Source organism: Chitinophaga sp. NPDC101104, assembly GCF_050277495.1.
Classification (GTDB): domain Bacteria; phylum Bacteroidota; class Bacteroidia; order Chitinophagales; family Chitinophagaceae; genus Chitinophaga.
The window spans coordinates 4544505-4557099 of record NZ_JBNNSF010000001.1 but is presented as its reverse complement, the minus strand read 5'-3'; the positions used below and the strand labels follow the sequence as shown (position 1 = coordinate 4557099).

The 12595-nt window shown below is 55.6% G+C and carries 11 protein-coding genes; 1 reads left to right on the top strand and 10 read right to left on the bottom strand.

The window, feature by feature from the left end:
* Positions 1–64 precede the first annotated feature (64 nt).
* From ACQKLP_RS18395 to ACQKLP_RS18380, 4 genes are all read right to left on the bottom strand, one after another.
* Positions 65–679, bottom strand: a complete 615-nt coding sequence (locus tag ACQKLP_RS18395; protein ID WP_427324331.1) for a hypothetical protein — start codon at positions 677–679, stop codon at positions 65–67.
* A gap of 40 nt (positions 680–719) precedes the next feature.
* The gene (locus ACQKLP_RS18390; protein ID WP_427324330.1) at positions 720–1592 is read right to left on the bottom strand and encodes a DUF4249 domain-containing protein; all 873 of its coding nucleotides are present in this window, start codon (positions 1590–1592) and stop codon (positions 720–722) included.
* A gap of 18 nt (positions 1593–1610) precedes the next feature.
* A complete protein-coding gene (locus tag ACQKLP_RS18385; RefSeq protein WP_427324329.1) occupies positions 1611–3983 on the bottom strand; it encodes a TonB-dependent receptor in 2373 nt (790 codons plus the stop codon).
* A 311-nt stretch (positions 3984–4294) separates the two neighbouring features.
* Positions 4295–4504 carry a hypothetical protein gene (locus tag ACQKLP_RS18380; protein ID WP_341840522.1) on the bottom strand — a complete coding sequence of 70 codons (210 nt, stop codon included), beginning with the start codon at positions 4502–4504 and terminating at the stop codon, positions 4295–4297.
* A gap of 95 nt (positions 4505–4599) precedes the next feature.
* Here ACQKLP_RS18380 and ACQKLP_RS18375 point away from each other — a divergent pair, with 95 nt between their 5' ends.
* Positions 4600–5592 carry a helix-turn-helix domain-containing protein gene (locus tag ACQKLP_RS18375; protein WP_427324328.1) on the top strand — a complete coding sequence of 331 codons (993 nt, stop codon included), beginning with the start codon at positions 4600–4602 and terminating at the stop codon, positions 5590–5592.
* 69 nt (positions 5593–5661) lie between these two features.
* On the opposite strand, the gene ACQKLP_RS18370 is transcribed toward ACQKLP_RS18375, so the two are convergent.
* The 6 genes from ACQKLP_RS18370 to ACQKLP_RS18345 all read right to left on the bottom strand — a co-directional run bounded on the left by ACQKLP_RS18370 (position 5662) and on the right by ACQKLP_RS18345 (position 12488).
* Entirely contained in the window at positions 5662–6522 is an 861-nt protein-coding gene (locus tag ACQKLP_RS18370) for an NmrA family NAD(P)-binding protein (RefSeq protein WP_427324327.1), read from the bottom strand.
* Positions 6523–6576: 54 nt separating this feature from the next.
* Positions 6577–6987: an Rrf2 family transcriptional regulator gene (locus ACQKLP_RS18365; RefSeq protein WP_427324326.1), complete on the bottom strand. Its 411-nt coding sequence runs from the start codon at positions 6985–6987 to the stop codon at positions 6577–6579.
* 104 nt (positions 6988–7091) lie between these two features.
* Complete coding sequence (locus ACQKLP_RS18360) at positions 7092–7631, bottom strand: adenylyl-sulfate kinase (RefSeq protein ID WP_427324325.1); 540 nt, start codon at positions 7629–7631, stop codon at positions 7092–7094.
* 153 nt (positions 7632–7784) lie between these two features.
* On the bottom strand, positions 7785–8999 hold the full coding sequence (locus ACQKLP_RS18355) for a glycosyltransferase (protein WP_427324324.1): 1215 nt from the start codon (positions 8997–8999) through the stop codon (positions 7785–7787).
* A gap of 75 nt (positions 9000–9074) precedes the next feature.
* Positions 9075–10061 carry a hypothetical protein gene (locus tag ACQKLP_RS18350; protein WP_427324323.1) on the bottom strand — a complete coding sequence of 329 codons (987 nt, stop codon included), beginning with the start codon at positions 10059–10061 and terminating at the stop codon, positions 9075–9077.
* A 201-nt stretch (positions 10062–10262) separates the two neighbouring features.
* Positions 10263–12488: a sodium-translocating pyrophosphatase gene (locus tag ACQKLP_RS18345; protein ID WP_427324322.1), complete on the bottom strand. Its 2226-nt coding sequence runs from the start codon at positions 12486–12488 to the stop codon at positions 10263–10265.
* Positions 12489–12595 lie beyond the last annotated feature (107 nt).

Below are 12595 nucleotides of genomic sequence, written 5' to 3'. Positions count from 1 at the left end.
AGTTAATAAAAATTCCCGTGCCGGCCGTTCCCGCCGTAAAAGATGATCCGCCAGTGACCGGGCCTTAGAAGCGGCCGGCCTTGATGGTGAAGTGGGCGGAGGGGCCGCTCAGCTTCTCGTCTGTAATGCCTTCCGTTCCGGAGCCGCGGACGAACCGGTACGATCCGCCGATGCCTAGCCGCAGGTAGGAAGTGATATTGAGCTCCAGGTTCACGTGGGGCTCGCCCACGAAGAAGCTGCTGTAGCCGATGGATTCGAATTCGTCCCAGCTCTTATACCTTTCGTTCTTCATGACGCCGCCGCCACCCACGAGGGCGCCCACGGCGAGGTGAACAAGTTTGTTGCCTTTGATGGTATACTCCGGCACAAAACCCGTGTACCACATGTTCCAGTATAACGCCGGCCCAGCGGGATCCTGGCGGGGCGCTTCGATGTTGTTGACCAGCGCATAGGCGCCTGCTCCCAGCATGAGCCGGCTATTGAGCATCACACCGGCGTAACCGCCGAGGAGCACGCCCATCTGATCGTCGAACGTCGTGAATTTGATGGTAGGGGCGCCGAAGCCGCCCACTCTTACCTTTCCGCCGCGGGAAAGACTTTCGATTTTTTCCTGCGCGAGTGCCGGCGTAGTGCAAAGCACGGCCAGGGCAAGCAGCAGGCGCTTACCTGATCTTTTCATGTTTGTTGTTTTTACGGGGTGAACTGTAGGTTGATAATCTTTATTTATGCATGGTCTTTTCCTTGAACGATACTGCCGAAGTCCCGAACCATCCCAGCACACGCCCTTTCGCGTTTTTGTCGGTGTTCAGCACGTTGGTGGGCACGTTTTCCAGGATTTTGGCGAACAGCCCGCCGTTATCGATCTGCTGCTGCACCTGGTCGAGGAATGCGTGGCTCCGCTTCGTAACGGAAGCGATGCGGACGATCACTTTCTCGCCTTCCTGGAAGGGCTTGTCGTAATCGGTGATCCCCTCCGCGATAGGCTGGATGAAGTTCAGCCCGTCCGCCACATCTTCGGCATAGGAACCGTCGATGGTGAAAATGTCTTCCACGCGGCTTTGCATCGTATTGCGGTAGCTACGCACCCAGTACCAGTCGGTCGCACCTGCGAGATCCTTGGCGTAGAACCGGGCAAAAAAGCCTTCCTTCCCGGAAATCGCTTCTTCTTTCGTTTTGAAGTCGGCGGCGATGGAATCGATGAGGGGCACACGTTTGAGGGTGTCCGTCGCTTCGAAAACGCCTTCCTTCAGTTCCAGCCGCATCTTGTACACGTGGCCCACTTCGCCGATCTTCTGGCCGGCGCCGGGGTCGTAGCTATACACGCCGTTGGCATATGTAAAATTGTAGGTCTTGTTGGCGGTGATGTCCGTTACCGTGATCTTCGCGTCGCTCACGGCAGGCGCGGTGCCCTGGTTGGTGTAGGGGACGGTGGTGGTCAGGCGGATCTGCTGTTTCCCCGGCACGTCCGTGATCCAGCCGTCCACTACGGTGAAGGTCTTTCCGTTCGGTACGTCGAGGTCGATCGTGTCTTCGCAGGCGGTGAATCCGGCGGCGACGAACAGAAGAGCGATGGCGGTGAGGTTCCTTTTCATATGATACATGCTTGGAGATTAGAATTTGAAGTTATAAGTGATACCGGGGATGATAGACCCGATGATGCTCAGGCGAACGGCCTCCTTCTTCGAAGGATCGTCCGGGTTCTGCCGGAAGTATACGGTATAGGCGTTTCTCCGGGCGTACACGTTGTAAAGGCTGAACACCCATTCGCCTTTCCAGCGTTTCAGCTGGCGGCCCTTGTACGTGAACGAAAGATCGAGACGGTGAAAGGGCTTGAGGCGGTAGTTGTTGCGCTTTTCAGTGGTATTGTAGGGAATGTCCCAGTCCTGGAACTCGAGGCGGCTGTCTGCAAATGTTGCCGGCGTACCGGATGCGAACATCCAGTTGGCGCTCATGCTCGCGCGCTTCGTGAATTCGTGGCTGGCCACGATGTTCAGGTTGTGGGTACGGTCGTACCGGTTGATGAACCATTCGTTCAGGCTCAGGCCTGGCGTTTTACGCTCGGAACGGCTCAGGGTATAGCTGATCCAGCCCGTGGTATTGCCGATGTCTTTTTTCACGTACAGCTCCAGGCCGTAAGCGCGGCCTTTCGCGTTGAGGAGGTCGGCTTCGATGAACTCGTTGAGGTTCAGGTCGGCGTTATCAATGAAGTCCAGCTGGTCTTTCATGGATTTATAGAACACCTCGGCCGACAGTTCGAATTTATCGCCGGGCGCGTTATAGAAATACCCGGCCGTTACCTGGTCTGTCAGCTGCGGTTTCACGTTGTTGGAAACGGGCGTCCAGATGTCAACAGGCGTTGGGGAAGCGGTATTGCTCAGCTGGTGCATGTATTGTGCGGAACGGCTGAAAGCCGCTTTGATGGCTGATGTGGAGTTAACGGCGTAGCGTGCGGAAAGGCGGGGCTCGAGGAAATAGTAATCCGCGATCTTCTTGCCGCTTTCGTAATCCTGCGAACCGATGAAGCGTTTACGTGTACCCGCTACCGTGTCTGCATAATAATACGCCGTGCCTTTGCCCATGTATTGGAAACCGGAGAGCCGCAAGCCATATTGAATACCGAACTTGTTGCCGGCTTTCCATTCGTGATCGAGATAGAGCGCGCCTTCCAGGGCGTTCTTGTCTTTGAGGACGATCCGGTGCTCATCCGCGTCCTGGCGGGAAAGCGTACTGCCGGGCTTGAAGGTATAATAGGTGCCCTGTACCCCGAAATGCAGCGTGTTGCTGGAATTCAGGTAGTAAGTAAAGGCCGGTTTCACGCCGTAGTTGATGATGTTCGATTTCCAGCTGAACTCCTGGTCGGTGGTGGATTTCTCGTCGCTGGTGAACCGCAGGCTATAATCGTATTTCGTATAGTAAGTGGTGAGGTTCATGAACAGGCGGTTGTTGAAGATGTGGTTCCAGCGCAGCGATGCGGTGTTGTTGCCCCAGTTCATGTTGGCTTCTTTCCCGAACCCGAACACGTCGCGGCCGAAATACCCGCTCACGAAAAGACTGTTGTTCTTATCCAGCTGGAAGTTCACCTTGGCCGTGAGGTCGTAGAAATAAAGCTTGGTATCTTTCATATCGCCTTTGAGGAAAGGCTTCATGAGCACGTCCATATACGATCTGCGGCCGGCGATGATGAAAGAGGATTTGTCTTTCTGGATGGGCCCTTCCAGCGCCAGGCGACTGAAGATATTCCCGATGCCGCCCGTCATGCCGAATTTCTGGTTGTTACCGTCCTTCATCCTGATATCGAGCACGGAAGCCGTTCTGCCGCCGTATTCCGCGGGGAACCCGCCTTTGATGAGGTTGATGTTCTTCACCGCGTCCGGGTTGAAAACGGAGAAGAAACCGAGCATGTGGGTGGAGTTGTAAACAGGCGCTTCGTCGAGCATGATGAGGTTTTCATCGCCGTTGCCGCCGCGCACGTTGAAGCTGGCGGCGCCTTCGCCCACGGTATTTACACCGGGCAATGTCTGGATGGTACGGATCACGTCTACTTCACCCATGAAAGTGGGCAGTTTTTTGATCTCCGCGATATCGAGCTTGTTCAGGCTGGTATTGAGGGTATTGATATTCTTCTCCTGTTGCTTGCCGGAAATCACCACTTCGCTCAGCTGGCGGTCCGCCTGGCCCAAACGGATGTCCATCCGCTTGTTGGCGGTAAGGTCGAGGGTGAATTTCTGGGGTTGATAACCGATATAGGAGAACTGGATCTCGTGCGTACCCGCCGGCAGTGTGAGGGAATAAAAACCGTACTCGTTGGTAACGGTCCCTATCGAAGTGCCGGGTTTACCGATGGAAATGCCGATGAGGGACTCGCCGGACTTTTCGTCTTTAACGTAACCGCTGATGGTATACCGTTGCTGTTGCGCCAACGCTGCAGTGGTCGCAAACAAGATAAGTAGGAGGGTGCTCAGCAGTCGGGCTGTTGCTTTCATATTGGTTTTCAGTTTATAGTGATGGCGGAAGACGGTTCCGGATGGTGATTCCCGTTGTTTTCCGATCATATGACGTGCAAAATAGAACATACCCCTATGGATGGGAAATTAATTCTGCATAACAAAAGAAAACCGCCGCAGGCCTTACTGGTTTTCCAGTAGCCGGCGGCGGAAACAAGTAATGTATGTGAAAATTCCCCGGAGGGAAAGAAATGGAACGGGCGGGACGGCCGTTTATAGAAGGCGGAATCTGATGGAAATCATGTTTTTTCCGGCCGAAAGGGCGGAATTTCATCATCGCGTACGATTCACTATTCCAAAACGGCGCACTGGTACCCCAGGTCGCGTACGAAGGAGATCACCTGGTGCTCCTGCATTTGCGGGCAATCCACCCGTAACACCTTATCGCAGTCCTCGAGGTCGAGGGTGCACATGGTGGCGGAAAACTCGCCGGACAAGGCGCGGATCACCCGGTTTTTTTCCTTTTGGGTATTGATATTTGTTTTGAAGATGCCGATCATGGTCCGATTTTGAATTAATTTGCCTCAAAATTCGCACCTCGCAAGTTGGCAGGCTTGCATTAAACGGATTAAAATTTATATAAAACGGATTTTCTATGCCATTTACCGTCAAAAACGAACGCAAAGAAGTCTTGTTTCACGATGAAACCGTGATGTGCCCCGAGTATTACCAGGGCCGCGATCTGACGGAGCGCCATCACAAGCTCGACCTCAAAGCCGGCAACGCCGAATTCAGCGAGATCTGTTTCGACGGGGTGTTGATGGGGTTTGGCAGGGCGTCTATCCGCGAAAAGCTGGAAGTGGAAAGCCACGACACGCTCAAGCGCGTAGGCATGCATTTCATGCTCAAGGGCGAAGTAACGGCCAAGATCAGGAGCGCGCGGAAAACCTTCCATACCCGCCAGCACGAACATAATCTCGTCTACAGCCCCGAGCCAGAAGAGCAGGTGAGCGTCGAAAAACAACCGGAAATCAATGTATTCGCGCTCACTTTCCTCAAGGAACGATTCATCGAGCTCGCCTATCACAACGGCCCGGTGCTGGAGCGGTACGGAGAAAGCGTGGAGCTCGACCGGCCGGTATTCCCCGATCACGCTTACCAGATGACGCACCGGATGCTGCAGGTGATCGATGAAGTGAAGAACTGCCATTTCACCGGCGGGCTCAAAAAGCTCTTCCTCCAGTCCAAAGCCATCGAGCTGCTGGCGCTCCAGTGCGAGCAGATCGAGTTGTACGACGGCAGCCGCCAGCAGAAGCCGGTTTTCGGCCGGTCAGACGAGGAAAAGATCCGCTACGCGCGCGATCTGCTCCTGGCCAATGCGCAGCAACCATTGTCGCTGGCCGACCTTTCCCGGCAGGCCGGGCTGAACGAGTTCAAGCTGAAAAGCGGGTTCCGCAAGGTTTTCAACAATACCGTGTTCGGTTACCTCAGCGAACACCGGTTAGAAGAGGCGCAGCGCCTCATCCGCGCCGGGGACCGGAGTTTCACGGAGATCGCCGACGATCTGGGGTATTCGTCGCTGCAGCATTTCAGTCATGCTTTCCGGAAAAAATACGGTTGCAGCCCGCGGGATTTTCAAGCCAGATAACCTAACGAACAAGACATTAAAAAAGGCCGTACTGCACTGCAGTACGGCCTTTCCGCTTTATTGGACCGTTCAGGAGAAAAAGGCTTTGTTGGCTTCCGCGAAGGTTTCGAACGACAGCGGCTCTCTGCCGGTGATGTCTTTCACGGCCGTGGATACGGGGGCGAAATGCCCGTCCCTTACTGCCGACAGGAGGAAAGACATAAACCCGGCGGCGCTTTCCGGTGCTCCGGAGGCGATTATTCCCGCTACCATGGCCGATTCGGGGATGTTTTCGTACGTAACGTCCTTCCCGCTGGCTTTTGCAATGATGGCCGCCACTTCGTGGTTGTCGATGGCTTTGGGGCCGGTGAGCGTCAGCGCTTTGCCGTTATGCGCTTCGTTGAGGAGGAGCTCGGCAGCCACGGCGGCGATGTCTGAAGCGGCGATGAGCGACCATTTCCCGTCGGCCGCGGGGATGAGGATTTTTCCCAGCTGGCGGATGGTGGGACTGAAATGGCTTTCGGTGAATACTTCCATGAAGAAGTTGGGCCGTACGATGTTGTAGGGAATACCGGAAGCGATGAGGTGCTGTTCGATCTGGCCCAGGGGCGACTCAGGCGCATGTTCCACGCCCATGGCGGAAAGGAATACGATTTTCTTTACGCCGGCCTTTTTCGCCTCGTCGATGAACGGGCGCAGCTTGGAGGGGGCTTCCAGGTCCAGCGGAACGGCGGAAAGGAACACGAGATCGACGCCGGCAAGGGCGGGAGCAAAGGTTTCGGCGTTTTCCTGTACGAGATGGACCGGGGTTACGTTGGTTGCGGGGGCGGTGTATTTTTCGGGGAAGCGGGTGGCGGCTTTCACCTGTACGCCTGGTTTTCCGGCGACGGCTTTTACGACCTGCCTGCCTGCGAATCCTGTTGCTCCGAGTACGAGAATAGTGTGTGTCATATGATTTGCGGTTTAAATTGTAATGAAAATAGTTACAGTTATGTTTAAAAAAAATTAAAGGAGTTTCGAAATGAAATCGGCCAGTGAGATTTTCGAGAGCTCACGGGTGATGGATTGATCGAGACCGGTGAACATGGTGTCGAGCGCGTTATTGATATTGCGGCCAACGGGGCAGTCGGGGTTCGGATGGTTGGGGGCATATCCGAAAATATGGTCATCCTTCACGACGGCGAAAACATCCGAAAGAAGGATGTCTTTCATGGGTTTGGCGAGCCGGCAGCCGCCATTTTTACCTTCCTTGCTTTCGATGAGGCCGGCGTTGCGCAGCTCGCTCAGTTCCTTGCGGACGAGCGCGGCATTACTGTTCAGCGACCCCGCGATCAGATCGGAGGTGAGCCATTCGCCATGGAATTTGCCCATGAGCGAAAGGATGTGAACGTGTATGGCGAATTTACTGCGGATCAATTCTGTAATATTTATAATTACAGTACAAAAGTAGCGTAATTTTTATCTCCACCAAAAATATTTTCGGCGGAAGGTAAGTGTATGAACGGATTCCTGGCGGACCGTCACCTGATCGCCGCTCCCAGGGCCAGGGGAAGCAGGAATTCATAGAGCCGCTGGCCGGATTCAGCTTCGGTTTCCTGGTGGGTGCGGATGATAAGGTCTGGCTTGAGGGGATGTTCGAAAACGCCGTTTACGCCGGAAAGACCGGTAATCTTGTCTGGATGCCCTTCGGGGAGGTAGGCGCGTTTGTAGCGCCCTTCCGTGTCGCGCCGGATCAGTTCCTCCAGCGCGCAATCGATCTCGATGGTGGCGGCAATGCGGTACTGGTATTGGATTTCGAGCCGGATGCGGTCGAGCGGGTTGATGGCGCAGAGAATGGTAAAAATGCCGTGCCGGGAGAATCGGTTTGCCAGCCATGCCATCCGCCGGATGTTTTGCGCCTGGTCTTCCAGGCTCATGCCCAAATCCTTAAAAAGTTGGTGCCGGAGGTCGTTTTCGTCCAGCACTTCCACGGGATACCCGTTTTCGAGGAGTTTGTGTTCCGCAAACCTTGCCAGGGCTGATTTTCCGGCGCCAGACATGCCGCAGAGCTGTACGATCATAATGCGTAAGGTATTTCGGTGTCGTATCCGTTAGCCGTATCGGGCCGCAGCACTGCTGCTTCGCAGATCAACATCACCGCGCCGGCATGTTTTAACAGGAAGGAACGGCAGGAGTGGTTGCCTGCGGCGCGACGGAATGGGGCGCCGGATGGATTATTGGATTTTCGCATGATCGTTGAGAAGGATTTGTTCGAAATGTTGTTCCCACATCCGTACAACGCCCCCGGCCGACCAGGCCACCTGCGAAGCATTGCGCAAGCCCGCCTGCAGGAGGGAATGATAATGCCCGTTGTCTTCGTACAGCCGTTCCAGTTGCTCTGCGATGGCGATGGGCTCCACCAGTCCGCCGGTGAGCCATCCGTTCCCGTAGACCTGGGGTTTGGCGGGCAGGAGGGCGGCGGCGCCTTTCCAGATTTCCGTACAGGCGGTATGGTCGGGCAGTACCTGCGGTGCCCCGGTGGCGGCGTGCTCCATGCTCACCAGGCCCCAGCTTTCGCCCATGGCGGTATTGAGACCCACATCGCAGGCATTGTAGAGGAGATTGAGCTTTTCCGCGGGCCAATGGGGATGTTTGCTGCCGGGGTCTGTCAGCACGAGCCGGTCGAAAATCCCCAGTACGCGCGCTTCCTGCTCCACATTGGTTTGCTGGCCTTTGGTGGCCATGTGCAGGCATAGCCGTACGTTTTCCGGCTTGTTGCGGGCAAACTCCGCGAAGCCGCGCAACGTGAGATCGATGCGTTTGCGGTGCTGGTTTTTGTTGGCGTTCAGCACCCAAAAGCCCCGGCGCAGTTCGTCTTTCCCCGGAAACAGCGCTTCCCGCGCAGCGATGCGCCGGCCGGTCGTGGTACCGCTTAAAGGGTGGAACCGGCCGCCATCCAGCGGATGGGGGATCACGGCCATGCGGCGGAACGGCGGATGGCGCGCTATCCCCAATTGCGTGGCGCAATCTTTCAACACCCGTTTCCCGAAAGCCGTGAAAGCCACCACGGAACTAAGCTGCGCCAGTCCCTTGGCGAACTCCGGGTGATTGAGCTGACCGTCCACGGGGATGTACCCTGCTACCGGACAATGATGCGCCGCCTTCCTGATGGCGGACATATACCTTTCTGCGAACCAGATTTCGCAATACAGGAGCATTACGTCCGGCTGCAGGGTATCGATGAGCCCGGGGAGCGTTCCTTCCCCGAAAACATCGGCGGGGTGCGGATTGTAGTGTAAATGGAAATTGCCTTGGAAGGGCCCTTTCTGGAAAGTATCCGTCCCGAACACATGCATTTCGTGCCGGGCGGCGAGGCCTGCCGCGAGCAGCTGCGTGATGCGCGCCATGCCGGTCTGTTGTGCGAACTGTCCTATCAATAAGAGCTTCATACGTTGTGCTGTGGTGTAAAATCTGGCGGCAGGGAGAACCCCGCCGCCGCATTCATCTGTATGCTGTCTGAGTTTCTAAACTGTTTGATTTTCCCGTTCTGCGAAAATTTCGTCACAATCAGGAATGGTGCATGCCAGTGAGCGCAAAAGCGTGACAGACTGGAGCATGCCTACGATTTCCATATTGTTGTTGACGAGCACCGCGCCGGAATCTCCGGGAACGGCGTAGTGGTCCGTTAAGTTGATCATGTTTTTGAACCAGGCGTACCGGTCGCCGAACACGTTGATGATGCCCTGGTAGGTAGTTGATTTGATGGATGTTTTGGTTACCTCGTTCGTAACCGCCCCGAAGTAGCTTACTTCCATGCCCACGGCCGGTGCGGCGAATCCCGTGGGTACGCCTATGTCCTGGATCTCGGGGGAACCCGACGTGGCGGCGATGTTGCACCAGGCAAAGTCTACCGTGTTGTAATAGGGGTCCTGCTGGTCTTTGGTGGGATAAGTCGTGAGCTTGACGTAATCTGTGACCTGGGTGAGGTAATAGTATTGTTCGGTCATATCAGGCTGGTACACATCCGTATACATCCCGTTACAGGAAATGACGTGGTTGCAGGAAATCATCCGGTACTTGTTGTTGTATTTGATATTGGCGCCGAGCGTGCCGTAAGACGGAAGCCCGGCGGCCTGGATCTGGTAGCCACCGGGGCAGGGGCGCTCAAAATCACCGGGGTCGCCGGCCTTCCGCTCGCGCGCAGGGTATTTGATGTCGATGGGGCCGATCTCCTGCACGTCTGTCGGAACATTCACCATCACATGCCCGCCGCCGGATTGCGGAAAAGGCAATTCGAAATACGGGGGAATGGGCGTGTCTCCGTCCAACGCCAGCCTGTCGGGCGATTTTTTGTATTCCACGTGCAGCACAACGGCATACTGATCGGTCTGTTTGCCGTTTTTCATTTTCAGGCCGGCGTACATTCCTACGATATTACCGCGGAGCCAGCCCTGGAGGGCAGACATATGCGGTTCAATGTCTGTCCGCTGGATTTGTTGGGTGGTTTGCATGAGAGGGGAGTTTAGGTTTAACAAAAGGATGACGGTCCTGGCTTATCGAGGTTCAAAGTTCCTGCTTTTCAACATCTTAGATGAGGCTGGAAACGGCTTTTCGAAAGGTGGTTTTTCGGGTGGGAACAACAATACCGTTTGTGGGAATAAAAAAAGCCGGTCCCTGTAAGAGACCGGCTTTCGGTATGCAATGATGTGAATTTACAACTTCACGGCTGCCACTTCCTTAGTGGGAGCTTCGGGTGCGGGCTGCTGTTTGGCAACCGGCGGCTCCTGTTTGTGGATGTGGATTTCAGCGAGCGTGGGCGCAATTACGAGCGATACGATGGACATCAGTTTGATGAGGATGTTCATCGACGGGCCGGAGGTGTCTTTGAAAGGATCGCCTACGGTGTCGCCGGTAACGGAAGCCTTGTGGGGCTCGGATTTTTTGTAAAAGGTTTCGCCGTTGATCTCAACGCCTTTCTCGAAAGATTTCTTGGCATTGTCCCACGCACCGCCGGCATTGTTCTGGAACATGCCCATGAGCACGCCGCTCACGGTAGCGCCTGCGAGGAAACCGCCCAGCACTTCGGGGCCGAAGATGAAGCCGATCAGCAGGGGAGACACCAGTGCGATGGCGCCGGGCAGCATCATTTTACGGATAGACGCTTCGGTGGAAATGGCCACGCATTTGTCGTATTCCGGTTTGCCGGTGCCTTCCATGATACCGGGAATGGTGCGGAACTGGCGGCGCACTTCTTCCACCATCGACATGGCCGCTTCGCCCACCGCGCGGATGGCGAGGGAGGAGAAGATGAAGGGGATCATGGCGCCGATGAACAGGCCTGCCAGCACGTCGGCTTTATAAATGTCGATCCCGGAAATGCCTGCTACGCCTACGAATGCGGCAAAGAGCGCCAGGGCGGTCAATGCTGCGGAAGCGATCGCGAAACCTTTACCGGTGGCAGCGGTGGTATTGCCCACTGCATCGAGGATGTCGGTTTTTTCACGCACGTCTTTGGGCAGTTCGCTCATTTCGGCGATACCACCGGCGTTGTCGGCAATGGGGCCGAACGCGTCGATTGCCAGCTGCATGGCCGTGGTGGCCATCATGCCCGCTGCCGCGATAGCAACGCCATAGAGGCCTGCGCAGGCGTAAGAACCGTAGATGCCGGCTGCCAGTACGATGATAGGGAGCAGGGTGGATTCCATCCCTACGGCCAGGCCGCCGATCACGTTCGTTGCGTGGCCGGTGGAAGATTGGCGGATGATGGACATCACCGGGCGTTTGCCCATGGCGGTATAATATTCCGTGATGATGCTCATGAGGGTACCTACGGCAAGCCCTACGAAGATGGCGCCGATGACACCATTTTGCGTAATGGCTTTAGCGCCTTCGCGGAGTGCGTCGCCGCCGATGAAGTCGCGCTGCAGGTAAAAAGCTTCAGCGGGGAGAATCCAGTACACGAGGCCTACGGAGGCGATCGCCGTGAGCACGATGGAGCCCCAGTTGCCCATGTTCAGTGCTTTCTGAACGGGACCGGTGCTGAGCCCGGCGCTGTCGCTGATGCGCACGAAGAAGGTAGCGAGAATGCTGAAGATGATGCCGCTGGCGGCGATCACCATGGGCAGCAGGATCGGGGAGAGGCCGCCGAAATTGTCCGTGGCGCGGGCTTCACTGCCCAATACCATGGTGGCGAGCACGGTGGCTACATAGGAACCGAAGAGGTCGGCGCCCATACCTGCCACGTCTCCCACGTTATCGCCCACGTTATCGGCGATGGTAGCGGGGTTGCGGGGATCGTCTTCAGGGATCCCCTGTTCCACTTTACCTACGAGGTCGGCCCCTACGTCGGCCGCTTTGGTATAAATACCGCCACCCACGCGTGCGAACAGTGCGATGCTTTCCGCACCGAGCGAGAAGCCGGTGAGCACTTCAATGGTTTTAACCATTTCGGCGGTGTTGGGAGCCGCTCCGAAATAGGCTTTGAGGAGGATGAACAGGCCACCGAGCCCGAGCACGGCCAGCCCCGCTACGCCCATGCCCATTACAGAGCCGCCGGTGAAGGAAACCTTCAGGGCTTTGGCAAGCGAGGTACGCGCCGCCTGTGCAGTACGAACGTTGGCTTTAGTGGCAATGCGCATACCGATGAAACCCGCCGTGGCGGAGAATACCGCGCCGATGATAAAGGCCAGCGCGATGGTCCAGTCGGAATTCTCGTGAGAGAATCCCATGTAGCCCAGCAAGAGGGCTGCGATGATCACAAAATAGGTGAGGATCTTGTACTCTGCCTTGAGGAAGGCCATAGCGCCTTCAGCAATATGCCTGGCAATGTCCTGCATCCGCTCGTTCCCTGCATCCTGTTTGGACACCCAGGCGCTCTGTACCGCGGTAAATAATAGTGCAATCAGTCCGAACAGTGGAATAATGTAAGCTATACTCATACTCTTTTAATCCGTTTAAAATTTCAAGGCTTTAGATTATGATTTTCAAGGTTGACGAAGATAAAGTATTAGAATTTATTTTACTAGTAGTCTCTTATATTTAGTTT